The sequence below is a fragment of the Micromonospora andamanensis genome (genome assembly GCF_016863495.1).
Taxonomy (GTDB): domain Bacteria; phylum Actinomycetota; class Actinomycetes; order Mycobacteriales; family Micromonosporaceae; genus Micromonospora; species Micromonospora andamanensis.
In genome coordinates, this window is sequence record NZ_BOOZ01000005.1 from 140,515 (window position 1) to 164,506 (window position 23,992).

The window sequence follows — 23,992 nt, forward strand, 5'->3', positions numbered from 1 at the left end:
CCGAACCCGCCCTCCAGGGGGCACTTCCGCACCAAGATCCGCCGGCTGTCCACAGGGGCAGCGCGGGGAGAAGGTGCCCGGCAGGGTGGTGGCATGGGGAGTCGGCGAGGATGGGCGTCGGTCCCACCACGGGACGACGCGGATGAGCTGACCTGGTTGCTGTTCCACCAGGAGCAGGTGCTCAGCCTCGATCAGGCCCGCCAGCACCTGTCGCCAAAGGCCATCCGGTACCGGGTCACGTCCGGTCGGTGGCGGCAGGTGCATCGAGCCGTTTACCTGACGCACAACGGTCCGTTGACACCTACGCAACTGCCGTGGATCGCCGTTCTGTCCGCCGGTCCGGCGGCGATGCTCGGTGGGTTGAGCGCCGCCCGGGCATGGGGCCTGCGCAGACATGACGACGGATTCGTGCACCTGCTCATACCGGCCGGACACCGGCCGCGTGCGATGCCACCCGGTGTCCAGGTGCACCGCACCACCATTCTGGCCGACGAGGACGTTCTCCACGTCGGGCAACCGCGTCGGACGATGCCGGCTCGGTCGATCGTGGACGCAGCGCAATGGGCTGTCGATGACCATCAGGCGTGTGCCATCATCGCGGCCGGATTTCAGCAGCGCCTCGTCGGCGGCGACGATGTCCAGCGCGTACTCGATCGGCTGCCCCGCGCCCGGCGGCGCAGCCTGATCCGGCAGACGGCCGCCGACGCGGCCGGTGGCGCTCACTCCCTGCCGGAGTTGGAGTTCCTCGCCCTCGTCCGGCGCGCCGGGTTGCCCCAGCCGACCCGGCAGGCCGTCCGGCGGGATGCCGCCGGACGGCGCCGCTACCTGGACGCGCTGTTCGAGGAGTGGGGAGTTCTGGTGGAGATCGACGGTGGCCAGCATCTCCATCCGGCCACGGCATGGGCGGACATGCGCCGGCAGAACGACCTGTGGCAGCGCGGCGACTGGGTACTCCGCTTCCCGGCCTGGGCCATCCGCCACGCACCCATCCAGGTCATCACCCAACTCCGCACCGCCCTGACAGCGGCGGGTTGGCACCCCTGACGACGCAGATCTTGGTCCGCCAGCGCCCCGCAGGGGGCGGTTTCGGACCAAGATTCGGCGCGGTCAGTCGGTGGTGCGGGCTTTGGCGGGGGTGGACTTGGCGGCGGGGGTCTTCTTCGCGGGGGTCTTCTTCGCGGTGGCCTTGGTGGCCTTGGTGGCGGTGGCCTTCTTGGCCGGGGCCTTCTTGGCGGCAGCCTTCTTCTTCGGGGCCGGACCCTTCGCCCGCTTCTCGGCGAGCATCTCGGACGCCTCCTCGAGGGTCAACGCCTCGGGCGTCTGGCCGCGCCGCAATGAGGCGTTCGTCTCCCCGTCGGTGACATACGGGCCGAACCGGCCGTCCTTGATGACCAGGGGCTTCTCGGTCAGCGGGTCGGCGCCCATCTCCCGCAGCGGCGGGGCGGCGGCCCGCCGCTGGCGGGTCTTCGGGGCGGCGAGCAACGCCAGCGCCTCGTCAAGCGTGACGGTGAACATCTTGTCTTCCGAGTCCAGCGAACGGAACTCGTCACCACGCTTGACGTACGGGCCGTAGCGGCCGTTGTTGGCGAACACCTCCGCGCCGTCCGGGCCGACCCCGATCAGCCGGGGCAGGCTGAGCAGCTTGAGCGCCTGGTCGAGGGTGAGCGAATCCGGCGACTGCGAGCGCAGCAGCGACGACTTGCGCTCGCCGCTCGCCACGTACGGGCCGAACCGGCCGGACTTGAGCAGGATCGGCTCCCCGGTCGCCGGGTCGTCGCCCAGTTTGCGTTCGCCCCCGCCGCCGAGGAACAGCTCGTGCACTTTCTCCGGGGTCAGCTCGTCCGGTGCCAGCCCCTCCGGGATCGGTGCCCGGTCGCCCGGGGTGGTGCCCTCCTCGCCCTCCGCAGCGGGTGCCTGCTCCTCGCCGGGCAACCGGCGCTGCAGGTACGGCCCGTACCGGCCGACCCGCACCACCACCTCACGCCCCTCGTCGTCGGTGAAGAGCGGGATCGAGTTGACACTGCGCGCGTCGATGTCGCTGAGGTTCTCGGTGACCAGCTTCTTCAGCCCGCCGGAGCGGGCGATGTCCTGGTCGCCGGCACCGTTCGTGGTGCCGAAGTAGAACGCGGTGAGGAAGTCGACGGCGGCGTGGTCGCCACCGGCGATCTCGTCCAGCTCGTTCTCCATGCTGGCGGTGAAGTCGTAGTCGATCAGGCGCGGGTAGTGCCGCTCCATCAGCCCGATCACCGCGAACGCCAGGAACGACGGGATCATCGCCTGGCCACGCTTGACGACATACCCCCGGTCCTGGATGGTCTGCATGATCGACGCGTACGTCGACGGACGGCCGATGCCCAGCTCCTCCAGGGCCTTGACCAGCGACGCCTCGGTGTAGCGGGCCGGCGGCTGGGTGTGGTGCCCCTGCGCGGCCAGCTCGTCGGCGGTCAGCGGCTGGTCCTTGACCAGGTTCGGCAGTCGGCGCTCGGCGTCCTCGGCCTCGGCGTTCTCGTCGTCGCTGGACTCGACGTACGCGCGCAGGAAACCCGGATCGGTGATGGTCTTACCGGTGGCGCCGAAGTCGGCCTCCTCGCCGCCGGAGGTGGTCGCCCGGATCCGCACCGAGACGCTGGAGCCGACCGCGTCGGTCATCTGCGAGGCGATGGTGCGCCGCCAGATCAGCTCGTAGAGCTTGAACTCCTCGGCCGACAACTCCTTGGCCACGTCGCCCGGGGTGCGGAAGTTGTCCCCCGCCGGGCGGATCGCCTCGTGTGCCTCCTGCGCGTTCTTCACCTTGCCGGTGTAGCGGCGCGGCTCCGGCGGCACGCTGCGCTCGCCGTACAGCTCGACGATCTGCCGGCGGGCCGCGGCGATGGCGGTGTCCGACAGGTTCACCGAGTCGGTACGCATGTAGGTGATGTAGCCGTTCTCGTAGAGCCGCTGCGCGGTACGCATCGTCTGCTGCGACGAGAACCGCAGCTTCCGGGCCGCCTCCTGCTGGAGGGTGGAGGTGATGAACGGCGCGTACGGGCGACGCCGGTACGGCTTCTCCTCGACCCGGGTGACGGTGAACGGCCGGCCTTCCAGGCGGGCGGCGAGCCCTCGGGCGCCGCCCTCGTCGAGGTGGACCACACCGGCACCGGGCCGGACCCGGCCGGTGGTCGGCTCGAAGTCCTTGCCGGTGGCGATCCGGTCGCCGTTCAGCGCGACGAGTGTGGCGTTGAAGCTGCGCGGCCCCTCGCCCGGGTTCGTCACCGCGAGGGTGGCCAGGATGTCCCAGTACTCGGCGGTGCGGAAGGCCATCCGCTGCCGCTCCCGCTCGACCACGATGCGGGTGGCCACGGACTGCACCCGGCCCGCCGAGAGCTTCGGCATGACCTTCTTCCACAGCACCGGGGAGACCTCGTAGCCGTACAGCCGGTCGAGGATACGGCGGGCCTCCTGGGCGTCGACCAGGTCGCGGTCGATCTCCCGGGGGTTGGCCACCGCCGCCTGGATCGCCGGCTTGGTGATCTCGTGGAAGACCATCCGCCGGACCGGCACCTTGGGCTTGAGCGTCTCCACCAGGTGCCAGGCGATCGCCTCGCCCTCGCGGTCCTCGTCCGTGGCCAGGAAGATCTCGTCGACCTCCTTGGCCAGCTTGGTCAGCTTGGTGATCTGCTGCCTGCGGTCGGCGGAGACGACGTAGAGGGCGTTGAAGCCGTTGTCGACGTCGACGCCGAGCCGCGCCCACGCCTCGCCCTTGTACTTCGCCGGCACGTCGGCGGCGTTGCGGGGCAGGTCACGGACGTGCCCGAAGCTGGCCTCCACGACGTACCCCGGGCCCAGGTAGCCCGAGATCGTCTTGGCCTTCGCCGGAGACTCGACGATGACCAGACGGGTGGTTCCAGCGTTGCTCGGCACGTCTGTTTCGACCTCATTCCCACTCAATGGCCGCGCCTGGCCGGCTTGGGGCGCAGTCGTCCCACCGGTTCCCGGCGGTCCGGATGTCCAACGTAACGCGCCGTCCGTGTTTCGGGTTTCGGGGGCGGCGATCCGCCCCGGACGATCTGTGGTCACGCCGGACGGCGTCACCGTACACCCTGGGTAGGGTGCCGAGCGGGCCACTGTGACCATGGCAGCCCCTCGGTGGAGGTCAAACCCGGCCGATTCTCCCTGTGTTCCCGGACACCCGGCTGTCTCCCATCGGACAGCCGCGCCGACAGTCAGAACCGGCTCGGCCAGGCCGTCGGCGGGCTCGCGGGCGGGCGCTCGCCGACCAGTTCGGCCAGCCGCCGGGTGCCGCGGCTGCCCGCGATCCGGTACGCGGGACCATCGGGCCCCGCCTCGATCAGCTCGCCGGTCAGCCCGGCCGTGGCCAGGGCGGCACCGACCACAGCCCACCGCGCCGGGTCGCTGCCGCCGAGGCGGAGCAGGAAGTCGGGCGGATCGGCCACTCCGGCCGCGGCGAGCCAGAGACGCAGCCGCCGGCCGTCGAGCTGGAAACCCGGCGGCGGATGCTGCGTCGGGCCGCGCAGCCAGGCCGCCGCGAGCGGCACGATCGTCCGGGTGTACGCGGTGCGTACCGCGTAGCGCTGGTCCTCGGTTGGTGCCCAGCTGCTCCGCACACCCCGCTGGGCCAGCTCACCGATGAGCACATGCACCCGCCACGCGGCGGCCACCACCACCGACAACCGGGCCGTGCCGCCCATCCGGTGCACCTCACCCGGGCCGGCGAGCAGGCCGGCGAGGTCGGCCACCGAGGGTTCACCGGTCTCCGCGCCGAAGAAGACAAGTTGCCTGTCGGTGGCGGTCGGGTCGGCCGGTGCCGCTGGCGGGTCGGCCGGGGAGTCGCCGTCGGTCGGTGGGTCGACGGGGGTGGGCCGACGGCCGGTCAGCCGACGACGGCGCGACGCCTGTGGCGTCTCGACGGGCGGTGGGAAGGACACCGGCAGCTGTTGCGCCGCCGGTGTCTCGCCGGAACCGCTCACCGGCATTCGGGTACCTCGTCGAAGGCGCGCTTCAGCTCCTCGGAGTCGAGTCGGCTGGTGTCCAGCGCGCTCGCGTCGTACTCCTGCTGGAGCGTCTCCACCGCGGCCTGGACACCGTCGTAGAAGGTGCTGGCCTCGCCGGTACCCAGGCCGTCGATGGTGGTCCGGGCGCGGCCGTAGGCGTCCCGCATCGACGCGAGCGAGGCGCGGAAGCCGGCGGAGACCTCCTCCCCGTGCTCGACCTCGGGGACTCCGGCCTGCTCCACCTTGCGCCGGGCGGTCTCGCTTGCCTGCTCGGCACCGCCGAAGAGTCGGACCAGGTTCTCCTTGGCCTGTGCCGGGGTGGTCTGCGCGGTCATCTGCTGATCGGTGCTGTTCGTCAACTTGCTGATCTCGGCCCGCCAGGGGGTGAGCGCCGAGCAGACCGAGGCGGCCCAGGCGCGCGGACTGGGGCCGCTGGACCCGCAGGCGACCAACATCATCAGCGTGGCCAGGACCACCGTGAACTTTCCGGCGGCTGCCGCCCGGCACGTACGCATGCGTTGCAGCGTACGGCTTCTCTTCGCGGTCGGCACCGGTCATCGGTACCGGGTCCGGAGAGGAGCGCGGTCCCCGGCCGGCAGACGTTGCCGACCGGGGACCGGTGCGTCCTGTCCGTCAGGCTTTGATCTCCTCCGGACGCGGGTCCGCACTGCCGGAACCGCTGTCGGCGTCGTCGCCCATCGCGATGCTCTTGCGCTTGCTGAACACCACGGCCGCGACGACGATCAACGTCGCCACCGCCGCGATGGTGATCCGCAGGCCGACGTTGCGGTCGTCGCCCACGCTCCACGCCACCACGGCCGGCGCGATCAGCAGCGCCACCAGGTTCATCACCTTGAGCAGTGGGTTGATCGCCGGGCCGGCGGTGTCCTTGAACGGGTCGCCGACGGTGTCGCCGATGACCGTCGCGGCGTGCGCCTCGGAGCCCTTGCCGCCGTACGCGCCGTCCTCGACCATCTTCTTGGCGTTGTCCCAGGCACCGCCGGAGTTGGCCAGGAAGACCGCCATCAGCGTGCCGGCACCGATCGCACCGGCCAGGTACGAGGCCAGCGCGCCGGGCCCGAGGCCGAAGCCGACAGCGATCGGCGCCAGGATCGCCAGCAGGCCGGGGGTCAGTAGCTCACGCTGCGCGTCCCGGGTGCAGATGTCGACGACCTTGCCGTACTCCGGACGCTGCGTGCGGTCCATGATCCCGGGCAGCTCACGGAACTGCCGGCGGACCTCCATCACCACGGCACCCGCCGAACGGGAGACCGCGTTGATGGCCAGGCCGGAGAAGAGGAACACCACAGCCGCACCGATGATCAGACCGACCAGGTTCTGCGGGTTGGACACGTTCAGCGCGTTGAGGATCTCGGCACCGACGTCGGTCACCCCGGCGTCGGCGTACGCCACCCGCAGCGTGTCGGTGTACGAGCCGAACAGCGCGGTCGCGGCCAGCACCGCGGTGGCGATCGCGATGCCCTTGGTGATCGCCTTGGTGGTGTTACCGACGGCGTCCAGCTCGGTGAGCGTCCGGGCGCCGTGCTCGTCGATGTCGCCGGACATCTCGGCCACGCCCTGGGCGTTGTCCGAGATCGGGCCGAACGTGTCCATCGCGACGATCACGCCGACGGTGGTGAGCAGGCCGGTACCGGCCAGCGCCACGGCGAACAGCGAGAGGGTGATGGAGCCGCCGCCCAGCAGGAAGGCGCCGAACACACCTGCGGCGATGAGCAGCGCCGAGTAGACAGCCGACTCCAGGCCGACGCTGATGCCGGCGAGGATGACGGTGGCCGGACCGGTCTGCGAGCTCTTGCCGATGTCCTGCACCGGGCGCTTGTTGGTCTCGGTGAAGTAGCCGGTCAGCGCCTGGATGGCGGCGGCGAGCACGATACCGATGATCACGGCACCGATGACCACACCACGGGGGCCGAAGAGCGGATCCCCGCCGTTGACGCCGAGGGTGGTCCGCCAGTCGTCGCCGAGCTGCGCCGCCCACGACGGCTGGAGGTAGACGAACGTGGCGACCGCGACAAGCACCGCCGAGATCAGCGCGGAGAGGTAGAAGGCCCTGTTGATCGCGGTCAGGCCGTTGCGATCGGAGGCGCGCAGCCGGGTGATGAAGACGCCGATGATGGCGACCAGCACACCGATCGTGGAGATGATCAGCGGCAGCACCAGGCCGTCGGAGCCGAATGCGGCCCGGCCCAGGATCAGCGCGGCGACCAGGGTGACCGCGTACGACTCGAACAGGTCGGCGGCCATGCCGGCGCAGTCGCCGACGTTGTCGCCCACGTTGTCGGCGATGGTGGCGGCGTTACGCGGGTCGTCCTCGGGGATGCCCTGCTCGACCTTGCCGACCAGGTCGGCGCCGACGTCGGCGGCCTTGGTGAAGATGCCGCCGCCGACCCGCATGAACATGGCCAGCAGCGCGGCACCGAAGCCGAAGCCTTCCAGCACGGTCGGCGCGTCGCCCCGGAATACCAACACGACAAGCGCGGCACCGAAGAGGCCCAGGCCGACGGTGAGGAAGCCGACCACGCCACCGGTCCGGAAGGCGATCTTCATGGCCGCCTCGCGGCCACCTTCACGCTCCCGGGCGGCAGCCGCCACCCGCAGGTTGGCCCGGGTCGCCAGCCACATGCCCGCGCCGCCAATGAAGGCGCTGAACACGGCTCCGACCACGAAGAAGAGCGAGCGACCGATCTTCACCGCGACTTCGCTGCCGTCGGTGTTGTGCACCGGCAGCAGGAACAGCAGGACCACGGCGATCACCACGAAGATCGCCAGGGTACGGAACTGTCGGAGAAGATAGGCCGAGGCGCCCTCCTGCACGGCCCCGGAGATCTCCTGCATGTTGGTGGTGCCCTTGCCGGCGGCCAGCACCGTCTTCGTCAACGCGGCGGCGAAGGCGAGCGCGACCAGCGCGATCACCGCGGCGATGACGACGTACGTGACATTGGCTCCGGTGAGGGAGATCCCGCCGCCCTCGGCGGCCAAGGTGTCGGACATCTGTGTCCTCCTGTGCCGAACAACGCGCCGGCCGGTGGAGACGCACCGCCCGGCGCCTGGATGCGAACTCGCAAGCGCGCGCCGATCCACCCGGCGAACCAGCGACTCCACGCCCATCTGCGCTGGCTGCCGGGTGGATCACTTGCTGACAACCCGCGTACTCTAGCCGCCCCCAGTGTTCGAGGTCACACCGAGGTGGCGGCGGGTCTGGATGATCTCCGTCGCTGTGTTATGAACCGAAATCTGATATAGGAACTGATCCATCCTGCGGCAGCGGGTCGCCGGCAGCGCTCAGCGGGCGAGCGGCCAGACCATTCGCACCTCGGTGCCGACGCCCTCGTCGACGGGCCGCACCTGGAGATCCTCGACGAACCCGGCGAGCAGGGCGAAACCGACACCTGTGGTCAGGTCGTCCTCGTTCAGCGACTCGTTGGCCAACTGATCGGCGTCGAGCGCGGCCAGACCGATGCTCGCCTCGATGGGCGCCCGGTCCACCACCCGCACCGAGTACGCCCCGGAGTCGGACATCTCCACGAGCACCGGCTCGACGACGCCGTACTGGCGGTGCAGGGCCACCGCCCGGGTGCACGCCTCGCCGATGGCCAGGCGTACCTCGTCGAGCAGGTCCTCGCGGACCCCCGCCCGCCGGGCCACCGCGACGCCGACCAGGCGGGCGGTACGCACGTGCACCGGCGCGGGTGAGAAGGAGAGCCGGACCGTGGCCATCACTTGCCGGCGCCGGTCGCCGCTTCGACCGTCGGATACAGCGGGAAGACCTGGTCCAACGCGGTGATCCGGAAGATCTTGAGCAGGGGCTCCTTGTCGCAGACCAGGGCGAAGGTGCCGTCCGCGGTACGCAGCCGCTTGAGCGCGCCGACCAGCACGCCCAGCCCGGTGGAGTCGAGGAAGTCCACCCGACCCAGGTCGACCACCACGTGCCGGGCCCCGGCGTCGATCAGTTCCAGGAGCCGCTCGCGCAGCCGGGGGGCGGTGTAGACGTCCACCTCACCGCCGACCTCGAGCACCGTGTGCTCACCCACGGTGCGGGTCGCCAGCGACAGCTCCATCCGTCCTCCTCAGGCAGCCGTAAACTCTGTTGGCATCTAACCACTACCCCGGTGGCGGGCGGACGACTCACCGGGCCAGGTCCATCTGTACCCGGCACGCCGATTTCCAATTTCCGTACACCAGTGCGAGAGTGCAGGACGTGACCTCGGCAGCCACCGTATCCACCGGCAGCGGCCCCGAGCGCCCCACCGATGCCGTTCCGGGCGGCCCGCCGGTCGCGTCACCCGGGGAGTTGCTGCGCCGGCTACGCCAGCGGCACCCCGCCGATCCGGTCACCCACATCGAGCGGGTGCCGCCCCGGGTCGGGGTACCGGCACCGTGGCCGTCCTGGACTCCTGAGGACCTGCGCGCGGCGTACGCCCGACGTGGCGTGACAACGCCGTGGCGGCACCAGGCCGAGGCGGCAGGTCTGGCGTACGACCGTCGGCACGTCGTCGTCGCCACCGGCACCGCTTCCGGCAAGTCGATGGCGTACCAACTGCCGGCGCTGGCCACGCTGCTCGCCGACCCGCGCGCCACGGTGCTCTACCTGGCACCGACAAAGGCGCTCGCCGCCGACCAGTTGCGCGCCGTCGCCGCGCTGGAGATCGAGGGTGTACGCCCGGCCTGTTACGACGGTGACACCCCGCGCGCCGAGCGGGAGTGGATCCGCAGGCATTCCCGGTTCGTGCTGACGAACCCCGACATGCTGCACCACGGCATCCTGCCCGGGCACGCCCAGTGGTCCGGCTTTCTGCGCCGGCTGGCGTACGTGGTGGTCGACGAGTGCCACGTCTACCGGGGTGTGTTCGGCTCGCACGTCGCCCACGTGCTGCGCCGGCTGCGACGGCAGTGCGCCAGCTACGGGCGGGCCGGCGGACCGACGTTCGTGCTGGCGTCGGCGACCTCGGGCGACCCGGCCGCGGCGGCCGGCCGGCTGACCGGCCTGCCGGTGGCGGCCATCACCGAGGACACCTCGCCGCGCGCGGGCGTCACCTTCGCCCTCTGGGAACCGCCGCTGCTCCCTCCGGACCCGTCCGTCGCCGGTCCGGAGCCGGCAGGTGGGTCCGATCTGACCCAGGTCCGCCGGTCGGCGCTGCGGGAAACCGCCGACCTGCTCGCCGACACCGTCGCCGCCGGGGTACGCACGCTCGCCTTCGTCCGTTCCCGGCGGGGTGCCGAGGTGGTGGCGACAAGCGCCAGGCGCAGCCTCGACGAGGCGGTGCCCGGGCTCGGTGACCGGGTGGCCGCGTACCGGGCCGGCTACCTGCGCGAGGAGCGCCGCGAGTTGGAGCGGGCGCTGCTGCACGGCGACCTGCTCGGGCTGGCCTCGACAAACGCCCTGGAACTGGGGGTGGACCTGATCGGGCTGGACGCGGTCGTGATCTGCGGCTATCCGGGCACCCGGGCCTCGCTGTGGCAGCAGGCGGGCCGGGCCGGACGCTCCGGCCAGGAAGCCCTCGCGGTGCTGGTGGCCCGGGACGACCCGCTGGACACCTACCTGGTGCACCATCCGGAGGCGGTCTTCGGCAGGCCCGTGGAAGCGACAGTGCTCGACCCGGCCAACCCGTACGTGCTCGGCCCGCAGTTGGCCTGCGCGGCGGCCGAGGCCCCGTTGACCCCGGCCGACCTGGACCTCTTCGGTGCCGGCGCCAAGGAGGCGGTGGAGGCGCTTGTCGAGGCGGGCGCGTTACGGCAACGACCGACCGGCTGGTACTGGCGGCACCGGGAACGGCCCGCTGTGGATCTGCGTGGCGAGGGCGGCGCCCCGGTCTGCGTGGTGGAGGCGGCGACCGGCCGGCTGCTCGGCACTGTCGACGGCGGCTCCTCGCACTTCCTGCTGCACACCGGAGCGGTCTACCTGCACCAGGGCGTGTCGTACGTGGTCGACTCGCTCGACCTCGACGACGGATGCGCGCTGGTCCGGCCCGAGGAGCCGGACTGGTCCACCCACGCCCGGGACGTCACCGCGCTGTCGGTGGTCTCGGTGCGCTCCTACGTCGACGCCGGGCCGGTCGGGCTCTTCCTCGGTGAGGTGGACGTGACCAGCCAGGTGGTCTCCTACCAGCGGCGACGGATCGCCACCGGCGAGGTGATCGACACCCGCCCACTTGACCTGCCGGCGCGCGAGCTGCGTACCGCCGCCGTCTGGTTCACCCTCTCCCCCGAGTCGCTCACCGCCGCCGGGGTGGACCCGGCCGACGTGCCGGGGGCGCTGCACGCGGCCGAACACGCCGCGATCGGGCTGCTGCCCCTGGTGGCCACCTGCGACAGGTGGGACATCGGCGGGCTCTCCACGGCGGTGCACCCGGACACCGAGGCGCCGACCGTCTTCGTCTACGACGGCCATCCGGGGGGTGCGGGCTTCGCGGAGCGGGCGTACGGCATGGCGGCGTCCTGGCTACGGGCCACCCGCGACGCGATCGCGGAGTGCGGCTGCGAGGCCGGCTGCCCGTCCTGTGTCCAGTCACCCAAGTGCGGCAACGGCAACAACCCGCTGTCCAAGCCGGACGCCATCCGGGTGCTCGACGTGGTACTCGCCAATTTGCCCGAGTGATCGGCCGGGTATGAAATCCGGGGCCGGCGGGCAATGATTGTGGGAGCGCTTCCATCGAGTGTTGTGCTTGCCGTTCGTTGTCCTTTGCCAGCATGGAGGAGAGGCCGTGGCCGACACCATCGCCGAGACCGTCGACCTGCTCTACACCATTGACCAGGAGCAGCTCGACATCAACCAGCAGATCGCGCTGGGCACCGCGCTAGCCACCCTGGCCCAGGCCGAACGACTGGATCAGATAAACGAACGCCTGCGCACCATCCAGCAGTTGTTGACCACCATGACGCACCGGGCAGCCGCGGACGGCATCCGCTGACCGGCGGCCTGCGGGCGGCGACTGGCGGCCGGGCGGCCGTTGTCCGGCTGTGCGACACTCCGGCGCACCACAGTTGAGGAGTTCTCATGCAGCTCGACAGCTTGCAGGCGCAGCGACAGTTCCACATCCGCCAGCGGGTGCGATTCATGGTCAACCAGTACGAGGTGCACAGTGTCGCGCCTGACGGTTCCGAGGGCGGCCTGTTGGCGTTCGCCCAGCAGAAGCGGCTCGCCTTCAAGGAGCAGGTGACGATCTACGCCGACGAGGCCAAGCAGCAGCCGCTGCTCGGTTTCAAGGCGCGTCAGCGCCTCGATCTCGGTGCCACGTACGACGTCACCGACCACGCCGGCGCCCCGATCGGCCTGTTCCGGAAGGACTTCGCGCAGTCCCTGCTCCGCTCGACCTGGCACGTCGAGCAGGCCGGCCTGCCCAACGTCACAGGTCAGGAGCGCAGCATGCCGGTGGCGCTGCTCCGCCGGTTCGTCGACTCGCTGTCCTGGTTGCCGTACCACTTCGACTTCGTCGCGGACGGACAGCCCGTCTTCACAGTGGTCAAGAAGTGGGGCCTGCGTGACAGGTACGTCGTCGAGATCCAGCACCCACAGATCGACCGTCGCCTGGTGATCGCCATGGCGGTCGCCCTCGACGCCCTCCAGGGCCGCTGACGCCAGACCCCACCACAGCGATCAACCACGGCCCTGGTCCGGCCCGCTCGACCACCACGCCGAGCGGGCCGGCCCACCGCCACCACCACCGTGACCGTTGCGGTACCGGGGCACGGCGTAGCCCCGAGACCCGGTCAGCCACGTAGCGGGCCGGCCCGGCTGGTGGCCCTGGCCGTCCGGGTCATTCCCGGCAGCGGAGCAACTGTCACCTCCGTGGTGACGAGCACGTCCAGCCCGTCGAGGCGGCACCGCACCAGCCGGGCACTGTTCGCGGCGACCAGCTCCACGGCACGGGCGCACGCCACCGGCTCGTCCTGAAGGGCCCGAGCCGCACCCGCGAGGGCACCGAGATCGGCGGCGACCCGGGCCTGCTGTCGCGCCACCCGGGCCGCACCCACCCCGGCACCGAAGAGACCTGCCACCACGAACAGCAAACCCACCCCGAGCAGGCAGATCGTGGCCCCACCCCGCTCACCGTCCCCGGTCGCCCGCCAACCCGTCCACCAGCTCATGTCTGCGGCTCCGGCAAGCCCGGTTCGACAGCCGCGACGGCCGTGGCCACGACACTGATCGCGGGCAGGTCGGTGCCGAGGGTACGAACGGAGGCGCGGACCGTCGCCCGGACGTGGGCACCGTCCGAGACGACGTCCACCTCCGCGCCCTGCGGGGCTCGTCCGCCGCCGACGGCGACACCTGGCTCTCCCCGGGCTGCGGCGAGCGCCGCCTCCCGGGCGGCATCCAGGCACGCCGCCTTGGTGCTCACCGCGTTGATCGTGGTCAGCCCGGTGAGCAGGAGCAGCACCAGCGCCGGCAGGCCGGCCGCCATCTCGGCAGTGAACGAGCCCCGGTCGTGGCCGGCCCGCCGGCGCCCGGTCACTTCAGTGCCCGGTCGATGACGGCGGTCAACGCGGACTGCACTCCGTCGGAGGTCAGCACCTTGAGCAGGACGCCGCCGAAGGCCACCGCCGCGAGCGTGCCGACCGCGTACTCCGCTGTGTTCATCCCGGCGTCACCGCGAAGGCGGGCGAGGATTCTGCGCATGTGTTCGTCCTTTCTCGATGGATCACAGCACGTCGCCGAGGACAGCGACGATCACCGGCACCAGACCGGCGAGAATGAAGGCGGGCAGGAAACACAGGCCCAGCGGCAGCACGATCAGCACGCCCGACCGGCGGGCGGCCGTCTCAAGCGCGACTGCCCGGTCTGCTCGCAGGTCGTCGGCGAGCCGGGTGAGCGCGCCGGCCAGTGCGGCGCCGCTGCTCGCCGAGCGGATCGCGGCGGTGGCCACCCGGTGCGCTCCCGGTACCGCCGCCAGATGCGCCCACGCTTCCTGCGGGCCGCCGCCGAGTTGCAGCGTCCGGCCGACCCGGGCGAGTTGTCGGCCCAGCGGCCCGCCGAGTGCGTCGGCCACCGCAAGCACCGAGCGTTCCACGGGTGCCCCCGCCCGCAACGCCGCCGCCAGCAGGTCAGCGGCGAGGGGCAGATCGGCTGCGGCGCGCAGCCGACGACGACGGACGGCCGGCGGCTCGATCCGCCGGAGCAGTCGGTCCAGCAGCACCGCGGTGGGCACCGCCGCCACCGGGCCGGCCCATCCTCCGACAAGCACCGCCACCGCCAGCCCGGACATCCCGGCCGCGAGCCGGACCAGATCCGGCCGCCACTGAACAGTCCCCGGTGGCGGGACTGCTGAAGCCCGGGCCGGGGCTTCGGTGGCCCGCCCGTAACGCAGTACGGCCGGTGGCATCCCACGTAACCTCGTCCGCCAGCGCTGCTTACCGGTCCGGCCTGCCCCTACAGGTCTGGACAGTCGACGAAACCGGCGTCGGGGCCGGTACCGGCCGACCGCGAGCACGGCGATCAGGGTGACGCCGGCCAGACCACCGGCGACCAGGGATGTCCCGGGCATCAGCTGTCCCCGCCCGAGGTGGCCGCGAGCCGCTCCGACCAGAGCAACCCGACCACCTGAAGGCCCACTGCGGCGATGGCGCATCCGCCACCCACCGGGGTGTGCAGCAGAACCTGGAGTGGGTCCACTCCGATCCCGTAACCCAGACCGATCCCGCCCAGCGGCAGGGCCGCGAGCAACCAGGCGGTGGCCCGGGCCCCGGATGCCTGGGCCATGGCTGCGGCCAGCCCTCGGTCCGTCGACCTGGCGTCAGCTTCGATCCGCTCCACCAGGTCGGCCAGCGGCGCCCCGGTACGCTCGGCCAGCCGCACCGCAGCCCCGGCCAGTCGCCCCAGCCGATCCTCAGCCGAACCGGGAGCGGGCCGGTCCGCCGGGCGCGACTCGGGCCCGGCGGGCGGGCCGTTGTCAGCGACGGCCTCGTCCGATTGCCCCGCAGCCGAGCTGACGGCCAGGAACGGGCTGGTCAGCACCTGTGCGGCCACCGGTACCGGCAGACCGACGCGCAGGTCCCCGGCCAAAGCGCAGAGCTGATCCAGCCGCTCCCGGCGGTCCCGTACGGCCCGGCCGACAGTTGCCCGGCGGCGCATCGCCCGCACGCCGAGCGTGGCGTAGGCACCCAGAGCCACTGCCGTCACCGGACCGGCGAGCAGGCCACCGACCGTTGCGCCGAGCAGGCAGGTCAACACCAGGATCACCCGGGTCGTGGACGCCGCGACGACGGATGCTGGTCCCGGTACGACACCACCGGTCACGCCACCGGGCCGACCCGGCCCGCGGCTTCCCCGTGGCCCCGGCGGGCGGGACGCGGCCGGCGCTGTCGGTGGCCCCGACACCGGTCCAGCCATCGGGGAGGCCGGCGATCTGGACGGATGGTCCGCGACCGACGAGGGTGGTGACCCGGAACTGCGCACCGACAGCCGGACACCGGCCGGACGTCGCGCTGTGCAGGTTGACCCGGCGGACCGGGCCAGCGGGTTGCTCCCTGCCGGCACGCTTCGCTCGCCGACGGCACTCGGCGCGACCCGCCGCGCGACCCGCACCGCCGGAACACTCTGCCGCGGCAACGGCACCGCCACGTGCGCGTCGCCGAGCCCGGACACAGCCGTCACCGCAGGCCATCCGACACCTCTCGGCTTCGGAGCACTCCGACGCAGGCTCTCCGGCCCCTCGCCGTCACGTTGACCGCCCGCCTCCCGAAGCGCAACGACCCATGCGACAAGCTGCTCGTCGGCCGCCTTCCCGCCGTCCACGGACCACCTCGACGGACGACGACCACGCATCCGGTACGTCAGGACTGCCGCCAGAACCGGCGACACCGCCACCGCCCACCACCACACGCCGGTCATGACGACACCGCCGACGCAGGCCAGGGCTCGCACAGAATCGCCGGCACCGGCACGTCGCGGTTACGGATCAACGTGCCGAGCGCCCGAGCGGCCAGGCCGAGCCCCCGACCACGAATCCATGCGGGTACGGCGGTGACCAGCCGATCGGGGCCTTCCGGCAGCAGCAGGCAGATGGACTCCAGCACCCGGCCCTGAGGCGTGCGGCGGATCTGGAACACCACCTGGAGCGCCGCCGCCACCTGGGCGTGCAGCGCTGGACGCGGCAGCCCGCCGACCAGGCCGAGCGCCTCCAGCCGGGCCGGTACGTCCGACGGGGTGTTGGCGTGCAGGGTCCCCGCGCCGCCCTCGTGGCCGGTGTTGAGGGCGGCCAGCAGATCCACCACCTCCCCGCCCCGACACTCACCGACCACAAGCCGATCCGGTCGCATCCGCAGTGCCTGGCGGACCAGCTCGCTCAGGCCGACGGCACCCGATCCCTCCACATTGGCCGTGCGGGTCTGCAGGCCCACCACGTGCGGATGCACCGGCCGCAACTCGGCGGCGTCCTCGACCAGCACGATCCGCTCGGTGCTCGGCACCAGCCCGAGCAACGTGTTCAACAGGGTCGTCTTGCCGGAGCCGGTGCCACCGATGACCAGGTAGGCGAGCCGGGCCGCCACCACGGCGGCGAGCACCGGCCCCACCGGCCGGGCCACCGCGCCCTGGGCGACCAGTTCGTCAAGGGTGAACGGCCGCTGCCGGAAGGTGCGCAGCGACAGGTAGGGCCCGTCGGTCGCCACCGGCGGCAACACCGCGTGCAGCCGCGTGCCGTCGGCCAATCTTGCGTCGGCGCACGGCGAGCCGTCGTCCAGCCGGCGGCCGGCACCGGCCGCGAGCCGCTGTGCGAGACGACGTACGTCGTCCGGAGTGCCCACCGGCACCGGGACCTGGTGCAGCCCCTGCCCACGGTCGACCCACACCCGTGCCCCGTTCACCAACACGTCCGTCACCTCGGGGTCGGCCAGCAGTACGGCCAGCGGACCGGCGCCCACCAGGTCGTCGCGTACCCGGTCGGCGATCCGTAGCAGGGCGTTGTCACCGAGTACCGCGGCGTCGGGTTCGGCGCGTACCGCAGAGACGATCGCGGCCGGGGTGACAGGCGCGGTGGTGGCGGCGATCCGCTGCCGGACCCGGGCCGCGAGGTTCTCCCCGGTCATGCCGCACCCGCCACGGGTTGGCCGGTGAGGTCGGAGACGATCCGCTGGCAGAGCTCGGCCAGCGGCCCGCGCCCACCGGCCGCCGGGGCCTCACCCCGTTCCAGTCCGCGACACAATCCGGGCTCCGGCCGCAGGGAACCGGCAAGCGGCAGACCGAGTGCCCTGGCCACCTCGATGGCGCGCAGTCGGCCGGGAGCGGGCCCCCTGACGATGACGGACAGGTCCTGACAGTGCGGGGCTGCCGCCGCGACCACCCGGGCCGCGGCGGCGGTCGCCCGCAGCTCGGCCGGCACCACCACGAACGCCCGGTCGACAGCCTGAAGCGCGGTCACCGCGGCGTCGTCGAGCTGCCGGGGCAGGTCCACCACCACGAAGTCCCGGCTCCGTCGGGCAGCGTCCAAGGTGGCCGCCACCGCCTCGGCCGGCACCGCGACCAGGTCACCCCGGTCCCAAGAGAGCACCACCAGATCACCACGGCTGGGCAACGCTCGCACCAGGGCGGGCGCGTCGACCCGCCCGTCGGCTCCGGTGAGCGCGGGCCAGCGCAGCCCTTCCAGCTGCTCCCAGCCGAGCACCAGGTCCAACCCACCGCCCAGCGGGTCGGCATCGAGCAGCAGGGTCCGCAGCCGCGCTCGGGCAGCGGTGACGGCGAGGCCACCGGCGAGGATGCTGGCACCCGCACCGCCCCGACCGCCGACAAGCGCGACCATCCGGGCCTGGGCGGTGGCCGCGCCCTCGACCTCGCAGTCGGCGAACCGGTCCACCAGCCACGGCTCGGCCGCCGGCAACACGGCCACGTGTTCGGCACCGAGCAGGTCGGCCACCTGCCAGCCGGGCTCGACATCGCCGGACCGCCCCACCAGGACCAGCCGGGAACGCCGGGGCAGCCGCGCCCGCAGGCAGGACTGCGCCTGATCGCTGCCGACGAGGACCAGTGGAGCCGGCCGCCAGCGGGTGCGGGCGGCCGCTGGATCGGCGGCGACCTCCACCTCGACTCCTCCGGCGGCAGCGAGCCGGAGCAGGTCGTCGAGCAGGTCACCGTCCGAGGTGACGACCAGCGGCAGGCGCCGGTCCGGTGGGAGGGAGGTACGGGGTGGCATCGCGGCCTCCAAGCGGTCGGCGCGGGTTCACTGGGTCGAACACTGCCGCCGCTGCCACCCCGCAGGCCGCCCCAGGCGGCCGGCCTGTGGACAACGAGGCGTTCTGTGGACAACGCCCACAACGGTCGTTGATCTGTTATGTGGACGGTCCGCACATCGCACCTGTCTCGACCCTCACCACCCCATGGCGGGACGTGACGTGCACCACGCATAATCGACGTCCTGTGCCGTCGGCCGAACGGCATTCCTCGCCGGATCGAGGTCATGACTCAGTCGCCAGATCACGAACGTCCCCGGGTCGAGCCGAGGCTGCGGGTCGGCCCCTGGCTGTTCGACCCGCGTTCCCGCGCCAGGCAACTGCCGGCGCGTCCGGTTCCGCGCGCGCTGCCACCGGCACCGGCCGCAGGCGACGACGGGCCGCTCACCCCACCCCCGCCCGTACGCGAGCCAGCCGTCGCCTTGGCGCCCGCCCACCGCGCTCCCGGCCGGATGTCGCACCGGCTGATGCTCGCGGGCGTCGCCGCCGCCGTGCTCGGCCTCATGCTCACCGCGCTCTGGCCGGCGACCGAACCCCCCACCGTCGCGGCGCCGGACGTGCCGTCGGACTGGATCCCGCCGCAACCGGGCGGTCCCGGGTCCAACCTGGACGGTGTCGCCTCCGCCGACGCGCTGTCGCCGTCCACCCCGGCCGCCTCGTCGTCGGTCGGGGGAGTCTCCTCCTCCCGGCCGCAACTGAGCCGGCGGGCGACACCGATCCCGTCGGCCACCCGACCCCCCTCGCCGACCGGGCCGCCCAGGCCGAGCGCCCGCCCGACCCCCTCGCCGAGCCGGTCAGCAGGCCCGCCACCGACCACCCGACCGCCCGAGCCGGCGCACCTGACCCCGCTACCGGCATGGCGGGAACATGATCTGCGTTCGGTCAGCGGCGGCAGCGAGACGAGCATCGAGTTCGTCAACCTCAGGCAGCGATCGGTGATCGTGTACTGGCTGGACCACCGTGGGCATCGGAGGCAGTACGCCGTGCTGCAACCGCGCGAGTCGTACCGGCAGCACACGTACGTCGGCCATCCCTGGGTGGTGACCGACCGTCGGGGCCACGCCCTGGTCTGCTTCGAACCGACCCGTGCCCCCGCCCGCGCCGTGATCAGGTAACCAGCCGCGTGACCGAATGCCCTGTCGCGCGGCCGGTCCGCGCCGGACCCGGCGAGCGACACGTAGCGCCCGGCGAGGCTGTCCGCTAGGTGACAGCACCCTGACGGAGCGGCAGGACGCGCCTACGCTGGGCGCACCTTTCGCCGGCCACGCTCCGGAGGGAGCCGTCCCATGCCATCCATCCTCGCCATGGCACTCCTCACGGCCGCCCTGACGGCCGCACCCACCGCCGCCGTGTCCCCCGCCCGCACCGACTACCGCGCGGTGGACCTCGGCACGCTCGGTGGCGACAGCAGCTACGCCACCGCCATGAACGACCGCGGTGACGTGGTCGGCCGCGCCCAGGACGCCGACGGCATCTACCACGGATTCCTCTGGCGCAACGGCCGGATGATCAATCTCGGCGACCTCAGCCCCACCGACGTCAACGACCGAGGCCAGGTCGTCGGCGTCCGCGACGACGGCTCCGGCGCGTACGTCTGGCATCGCGGGGTCCTACGGCCACTGGGTGGCCCGTCCGGCCGGCCCGTGGCGATCAACGACCGCGGCCAGGTCGTCGGCCACACCGACACGGGCCCCGTGCTGTGGACGAACCGCCGCCCCCGGCCGTTGCCCCTCGGCGACGTGTCCGACATCAACGAGCGCGGCCAGGTCGCCGGCGGGGTGTCCGTGCCGGACGGCTTCCACGCCGCCCGGTGGCACCGTGGCCGGGTCACCGACCTCGGTGCCGGCCCCTTCAACCGCAGCAACACGTACGCCCTGAACGACCGAGGCTGGGCGATCGGCTGGCAGTTCTCGGCGGAACAGTCCGAACGCGGCATCCTGTGGCGGCACGGCCGCGCCGTGGACGTCGGCACCCTCGGCGGCGGCTTCACCCGGCTGCGAGCGATAAACAACCGTGGCGAGATCCTGGCCAGTTCCCAGGCCACCGACGGAAGCGAACGCCCGGCACTGTGGCGGCGCGGCGTCCTGCACGACCTCAGCCTCGCCGGTGTCAGCACCGAGGGCGAAGTGGTCGACCTCGACGACCGCGGACGCATCGCCGCGTCGATCCGCCCGGTCTGGGGAGTGAGTCGCGCGGTCGTCTACCACCCGCGCTGACGGAGGCAGCCCCCGGATGTGGTGACAACCTGGGCGCCGTGACCCATGCCGCTGCTGTCGGCGGGTGCGCATGACGGCTCCACTGCCGCTGACCGAGGAGACGCCGCTAGACGGAACTCGCCTTCAGCTTGCGGTGGGCGACCACGACGTAGGCCGCAGTCGGGCAGAGCACAGCGCCCACGCCACCCAAGCACACCACCAGCGTGCCGACGGCGATCGATCCTTCGGTCAGTGCTGCGGTGCCGGTAACGTAGATCGTCGCCAGCACTGCGGCGACGGCGATCGCGACCGGCAACTTCACGGAAAGCCGCCCGTTTCTCGCGGCCACCTCGCCGATCCAAGCCGCCGGCACAAACAGCAGCGGCACCAGGGCGACGCCCAGACACGCCAGCGAGAAGCAGATCGCCGGAAGGGCGAGTGGGCCACCTGGATCCCCAGCGGTGCTCCACGCGTACACGAGCAGGCCGGCGTAGATGACGGGGCTCTGCGCGACGAACACCGCCCAGGCGACAAATGCACCGACGGCGTGGCGATAAGCCGTTCCGCTCATGGTTCCTCCCGTGCGACGGCTTCGGGAGGGTATGCCACTTGGCAGACACGGCTTCACCTGGGTCGGCGACGGGAGGGGAAAGGGACGACCCCCGTCGGGGGGAGACGGGGGTCGTCTGAGGTTCGGCTCCGGGGGGGGGTCGAGCCGAACCCACTCAGCGGTCACGGGGGGTGCAACCGCCGAGGGTCTGCCGGTTGTACGAGCGATGAATGCTCGTGCTGTGAACAAGTCTGCCTGAGCGGACCTGTGTACGTCGAGTGGTGTAACCTCCACTCCCTGCGAAATCCTGTTCGCAGCGTGTGACCGCGGTCACTGTTCGCAGGCGGGTGGGGGGTCGACCCGCAGGTCCGAGTGCTCTTCAGCCCCCGGGCACCCGCCGACGATAGACCATCGGGCTAGACTTTCGCGCCGTGGGCCGAAGTGCCGCTTTCTTCGATCTGGACAAGACCGTCATCGCCAAGTCGAGCGCCTTGGCGTTCGGCAGGCCGTTCTACCGGGACGGTCTGATCACGCGACGTGACGTGGTCAAGTCGGCGTACGCGCAGCTGATGTTCCGGCTGGGCGGCACCGACGAGCAGACCATGGCCCGGACTCGCGATTATCTCGCCACCCTGTGCAAGGGGTGGCCGGTGGAGCAGGTCCGCCAGATCGTCGCGGAGACGCTGCACGAGCTGATCAACCCCTATGTGTACGCGGAGGCCGCCGCGCTGATCGAGGAGCACCAGGCTGCCGGTCGGGACGTGGTGCTGGTCTCCGCCTCCGGCGAGGAGATGGTGCGTCCCATCGGCGCGCTGCTCGGGGTCACCGACGTGATCGCCACCCGGATGGGTGTGGTCGACGGTCGGTACAGCGGCGAGGTCGAGTTCTACGCCGCAGGTCCCAGCAAGGTCGAGGCGGTGAGCGAGCTGGCCGCCGAACGCGACTACGACCTGGCCGACTCGTACGCCTACTCCGACTCGTACAGCGATCGGCCGTTGCTGGAGTGCGTGGGTCGTCCGACAGTTGTCAACCCGGACCGGCAGCTACGCCGGCTGGCGGTGGAGAACGCCTGGCCGGTGCTTGAGTTCCGGCACCCGATCCCGTTGGGCCGGCGACTGCGTGAGCGGCCCGCCGTCCCGGTCGCCGCGGCCGCCCTCGGCGTGGGTGTCGGGGTGGCGATCGGCATCGCCTGGTACGGCCGGCACCGCCGCACCCGGGCCAGCGCCTCACCTGCCTGACCGACCGAGCGCCGCCCCGTACCGGACCAGCGCCTCACCAGCCTGACCTGGCCGTCGCACCCCGGTTCCGCCCGGCGCGGCCGACGGCGGACAACCCCTCGCCACGCAGTCGCTGCCGCGGCGCAGGCCGACAGGGTTCGCGTACCCGGGGACGGTCAGGCGGCCAGGATCTCGTCTCCGATGGCGGTGAGCTGGTCGGCACCCACCTCGACGGCGGACATGTAGTGGCGCAGCCAGGAGCGCAGCCCGTCGGGGGTGCCGGTGGCGAAGGCGCCGGCCGCGCCCACGTACTCCGGCTCACGCTCGCGGTGCCCGACGTCGACGGCGAGCAGGCCGCGTGGGTCGAATCCGCTGGAGAGCAGGACGAGCCGGGCCGCGCCCCGGGCCACCACGCCGGACGGGCCGGCGAACGGCCGTAGATTGAGCAGTTCACCGTGCACGACGGCGGCCAGCACCAGCGGGGTGACCTGGGTGCCACCGGCCACCAGTGTGGCCAGTCCGTCGAGCCGGGCGGCGACCACCGGGTCGTCGATCGGGCGACCCAGTTCGGCTTCGGTGACCACCTCGCGGGCGGCGAGCACGTGCAGCTTCGCCAGTACCTGCCGGGGTGCCTTCGGCCAGAGTTCGCTGAGCCCGGGCAGGGCTCCGGCCACCCGCAGGGCACCCTGGAGCACAGGTTCGGTGACGGTGCCGGCGCGTACCGTCTCCCGTTCGTGGTCGTGGCCCTCCAGCCCGGCGCTGGCCACCGCGGAGCGCAGACTCACCTCGGCGGCGACCTGGCCGCCGTGGCGGCGCAACGCCCGGTGGCCGAGGGCACCGTCGAACCGGTCGCGGGCGCGCTCCACGGCGGTGGCGATGTCGGCGAGGTCGAGCAGCGGCGCGAGCGGATCGGCGGTCACCCCGTCACGGTAGCGGCGATGCCGGTGGGCCCGAGCGTGAGTGGCCGGCAACGCGATCCCCGCCACCCACCCGACCCTGCGGGGAGGGCCACCCACCCGACCCGACAGAGACCACCCATCCGGCCAGGCGGGCCGCCCTGACGGGGCCGCGCCGGGAGGGCCGCGGTCGCGCCATGCGGCATGTCGGGCTTTCTCGCCGACGGGAAGGCCCGAGATGCCGCAATCCGTGAAACAGCCCTGTCGATGACCTGCCCTGCACCTCGGCGCGTGGGACGGGCCGTTTGGCGACGGGGGCGCGGGGGATCGGTCGCCTCGCTCGGCCGCCGCGACTAACCTGCCCGGGAGAGACCCAGGTCACCCGAGCGACGAGGGAGTCACCGCATGAGCGAGCGGCAGCGAGCGAATCATCAATGCAGCGCGCTGGTCCCTCATGCCGGCACGAAGCGAAGCGGAGTGCGGGCATGAGCGAGGCATTGGCCAATCTGCTGAACGAGACGCGCCAGTTCCCGCCGCCGGCCGAACTCGCCGCCGACGCCAACGTCACCGAGGCGGCGTACGCCGAGGCGGCGGACGACCGGCTCGCCTTCTGGGAACGCCAGGCCGCCCGGCTGGCCTGGAGCAAGCAGTGGGATCAGGTGCTGGACTGGTCCCGTCCGCCGTTCGCGAAGTGGTTCGTGGGCGGGCAGTTGAACGTGGCGTACAACTGTCTCGACCGGCACGTGGAGGCTGGCCGGGGTGACAAGGTGGCCATCCACTGGGAGGGCGAGCCCGGCGACAGCCGCACCATCACCTACGCCGACCTGCACCGGATGACCTGCCAGGCGGCGAACGCGCTCACCGAACTCGGGGTGACCGCCGGTGACCGGGTGGCGATCTACCTGCCGATGATCCCGGAGGCAGCGGTCGCGATGCTGGCCTGCGCCCGGATCGGTGCCACGCA

General features: G+C 72.1%; 23 protein-coding genes. 8 read left to right on the forward strand and 15 right to left on the reverse strand.

Annotated elements, in window-relative coordinates; translation table 11 throughout:
* Positions 1 to 93 precede the first annotated feature (93 nt).
* A complete protein-coding gene (locus Van01_RS07235) occupies positions 94 to 1,044 on the forward strand; it encodes a PDDEXK family nuclease (RefSeq protein WP_239098912.1) in 951 nt (316 codons plus the stop codon).
* Between the two features lie 63 nt (positions 1,045 to 1,107).
* Here Van01_RS07235 and topA read toward each other — a convergent pair whose 3' ends face one another.
* The 6 genes from topA to Van01_RS07265 form a co-directional block, all read right to left on the reverse strand.
* Complete coding sequence (topA, locus tag Van01_RS07240; RefSeq protein WP_204002461.1) at positions 1,108 to 3,900, reverse strand: type I DNA topoisomerase; 2,793 nt, start codon at positions 3,898 to 3,900, stop codon at positions 1,108 to 1,110.
* A gap of 302 nt (positions 3,901 to 4,202) precedes the next feature.
* Positions 4,203 to 4,973 (reverse strand): hypothetical protein, encoded by a 771-nt coding sequence (locus Van01_RS07245; protein ID WP_204002464.1) that lies wholly within the window; start codon positions 4,971 to 4,973, stop codon positions 4,203 to 4,205.
* On the reverse strand, positions 4,964 to 5,506 hold the full coding sequence (locus tag Van01_RS07250; protein ID WP_099847873.1) for a hypothetical protein: 543 nt from the start codon (positions 5,504 to 5,506) through the stop codon (positions 4,964 to 4,966). The genes Van01_RS07245 and Van01_RS07250 overlap by 10 nt, the downstream gene beginning before the upstream one ends.
* 118 nt (positions 5,507 to 5,624) lie before the next feature.
* A complete protein-coding gene (locus tag Van01_RS07255) occupies positions 5,625 to 8,003 on the reverse strand; it encodes a sodium-translocating pyrophosphatase (RefSeq protein WP_204002467.1) in 2,379 nt (792 codons plus the stop codon).
* Between the two features lie 291 nt (positions 8,004 to 8,294).
* Positions 8,295 to 8,732, reverse strand: a complete 438-nt coding sequence (locus tag Van01_RS07260; protein ID WP_204002472.1) for an ATP-binding protein — start codon at positions 8,730 to 8,732, stop codon at positions 8,295 to 8,297.
* Positions 8,729 to 9,070 carry an STAS domain-containing protein gene (locus Van01_RS07265; RefSeq protein ID WP_204002474.1) on the reverse strand — a complete coding sequence of 114 codons (342 nt, stop codon included), beginning with the start codon at positions 9,068 to 9,070 and terminating at the stop codon, positions 8,729 to 8,731. The genes Van01_RS07260 and Van01_RS07265 overlap by 4 nt, the downstream gene beginning before the upstream one ends.
* 140 nt (positions 9,071 to 9,210) lie before the next feature.
* On the opposite strand from Van01_RS07265, the gene sftH reads away from it, so the two are divergent.
* The 3 genes from sftH to Van01_RS07280 all read left to right on the forward strand — a co-directional run bounded on the left by sftH (position 9,211) and on the right by Van01_RS07280 (position 12,585).
* Complete coding sequence (gene sftH, locus Van01_RS07270; RefSeq protein ID WP_204002476.1) at positions 9,211 to 11,607, forward strand: DEAD/DEAH box helicase; 2,397 nt, start codon at positions 9,211 to 9,213, stop codon at positions 11,605 to 11,607.
* A 106-nt stretch (positions 11,608 to 11,713) separates the two neighbouring features.
* A complete protein-coding gene (locus Van01_RS07275) occupies positions 11,714 to 11,920 on the forward strand; it encodes a hypothetical protein (RefSeq protein ID WP_204002479.1) in 207 nt (68 codons plus the stop codon).
* Positions 11,921 to 12,006: 86 nt separating this feature from the next.
* A complete protein-coding gene (locus Van01_RS07280; RefSeq protein ID WP_204002482.1) occupies positions 12,007 to 12,585 on the forward strand; it encodes an LURP-one-related family protein in 579 nt (192 codons plus the stop codon).
* Between the two features lie 134 nt (positions 12,586 to 12,719).
* On the opposite strand, the gene Van01_RS07285 is transcribed toward Van01_RS07280, so the two are convergent.
* The 7 genes from Van01_RS07285 to ssd all read right to left on the reverse strand — a co-directional run bounded on the left by Van01_RS07285 (position 12,720) and on the right by ssd (position 18,133).
* Positions 12,720 to 13,097 carry an Rv3654c family TadE-like protein gene (locus Van01_RS07285; protein ID WP_204002484.1) on the reverse strand — a complete coding sequence of 126 codons (378 nt, stop codon included), beginning with the start codon at positions 13,095 to 13,097 and terminating at the stop codon, positions 12,720 to 12,722.
* Positions 13,094 to 13,411, reverse strand: a complete 318-nt coding sequence (locus Van01_RS07290; RefSeq protein WP_505745407.1) for a TadE family type IV pilus minor pilin — start codon at positions 13,409 to 13,411, stop codon at positions 13,094 to 13,096. Before Van01_RS07290 ends, Van01_RS07285 begins: the two co-directional genes overlap by 4 nt.
* Positions 13,412 to 13,458: 47 nt before the next feature.
* Positions 13,459 to 13,626: a DUF4244 domain-containing protein gene (locus Van01_RS07295; RefSeq protein ID WP_092381002.1), complete on the reverse strand. Its 168-nt coding sequence runs from the start codon at positions 13,624 to 13,626 to the stop codon at positions 13,459 to 13,461.
* Positions 13,627 to 13,648: 22 nt separating this feature from the next.
* Complete coding sequence (locus Van01_RS07300) at positions 13,649 to 14,212, reverse strand: type II secretion system F family protein (RefSeq protein ID WP_239092797.1); 564 nt, start codon at positions 14,210 to 14,212, stop codon at positions 13,649 to 13,651.
* A 278-nt stretch (positions 14,213 to 14,490) separates the two neighbouring features.
* Positions 14,491 to 15,243, reverse strand: coding sequence for a type II secretion system F family protein (locus Van01_RS33750; RefSeq protein WP_373306218.1), 753 nt, complete (start codon positions 15,241 to 15,243; stop codon positions 14,491 to 14,493).
* A gap of 590 nt (positions 15,244 to 15,833) precedes the next feature.
* Positions 15,834 to 17,033: a TadA family conjugal transfer-associated ATPase gene (locus tag Van01_RS07310; RefSeq protein ID WP_204002498.1), complete on the reverse strand. Its 1,200-nt coding sequence runs from the start codon at positions 17,031 to 17,033 to the stop codon at positions 15,834 to 15,836.
* Positions 17,030 to 18,133, reverse strand: coding sequence for a septum site-determining protein Ssd (gene ssd / locus Van01_RS07315; protein WP_204002501.1), 1,104 nt, complete (start codon positions 18,131 to 18,133; stop codon positions 17,030 to 17,032). Before ssd ends, Van01_RS07310 begins: the two co-directional genes overlap by 4 nt.
* A gap of 264 nt (positions 18,134 to 18,397) precedes the next feature.
* Between ssd and Van01_RS07320 the strand changes: the two genes are divergently transcribed.
* Both Van01_RS07320 and Van01_RS07325 read left to right on the forward strand, forming a co-directional pair.
* Complete coding sequence (locus tag Van01_RS07320) at positions 18,398 to 19,285, forward strand: VHL beta domain-containing protein (RefSeq protein ID WP_239098913.1); 888 nt, start codon at positions 18,398 to 18,400, stop codon at positions 19,283 to 19,285.
* A gap of 171 nt (positions 19,286 to 19,456) precedes the next feature.
* Positions 19,457 to 20,386: a hypothetical protein gene (locus Van01_RS07325; RefSeq protein ID WP_204002504.1), complete on the forward strand. Its 930-nt coding sequence runs from the start codon at positions 19,457 to 19,459 to the stop codon at positions 20,384 to 20,386.
* A 106-nt stretch (positions 20,387 to 20,492) separates the two neighbouring features.
* Here Van01_RS07325 and Van01_RS07330 read toward each other — a convergent pair whose 3' ends face one another.
* A complete protein-coding gene (locus Van01_RS07330; RefSeq protein WP_204002505.1) occupies positions 20,493 to 20,936 on the reverse strand; it encodes a hypothetical protein in 444 nt (147 codons plus the stop codon).
* A 410-nt stretch (positions 20,937 to 21,346) separates the two neighbouring features.
* Between Van01_RS07330 and Van01_RS07335 the strand changes: the two genes are divergently transcribed.
* Positions 21,347 to 22,153, forward strand: a complete 807-nt coding sequence (locus Van01_RS07335; RefSeq protein WP_099847885.1) for an HAD family hydrolase — start codon at positions 21,347 to 21,349, stop codon at positions 22,151 to 22,153.
* 155 nt (positions 22,154 to 22,308) lie between these two features.
* Here the strand turns inward: Van01_RS07335 and Van01_RS07340 are convergent, their stop codons facing one another.
* Positions 22,309 to 23,052 carry a Fic family protein gene (locus Van01_RS07340; RefSeq protein ID WP_204002507.1) on the reverse strand — a complete coding sequence of 248 codons (744 nt, stop codon included), beginning with the start codon at positions 23,050 to 23,052 and terminating at the stop codon, positions 22,309 to 22,311.
* A gap of 461 nt (positions 23,053 to 23,513) precedes the next feature.
* Between Van01_RS07340 and Van01_RS07345 the strand changes: the two genes are divergently transcribed.
* The coding region (locus Van01_RS07345; protein ID WP_204002509.1) for an acetyl-coenzyme A synthetase N-terminal domain-containing protein at positions 23,514 to 23,992 on the forward strand (479 nt) is incomplete at its 3' end.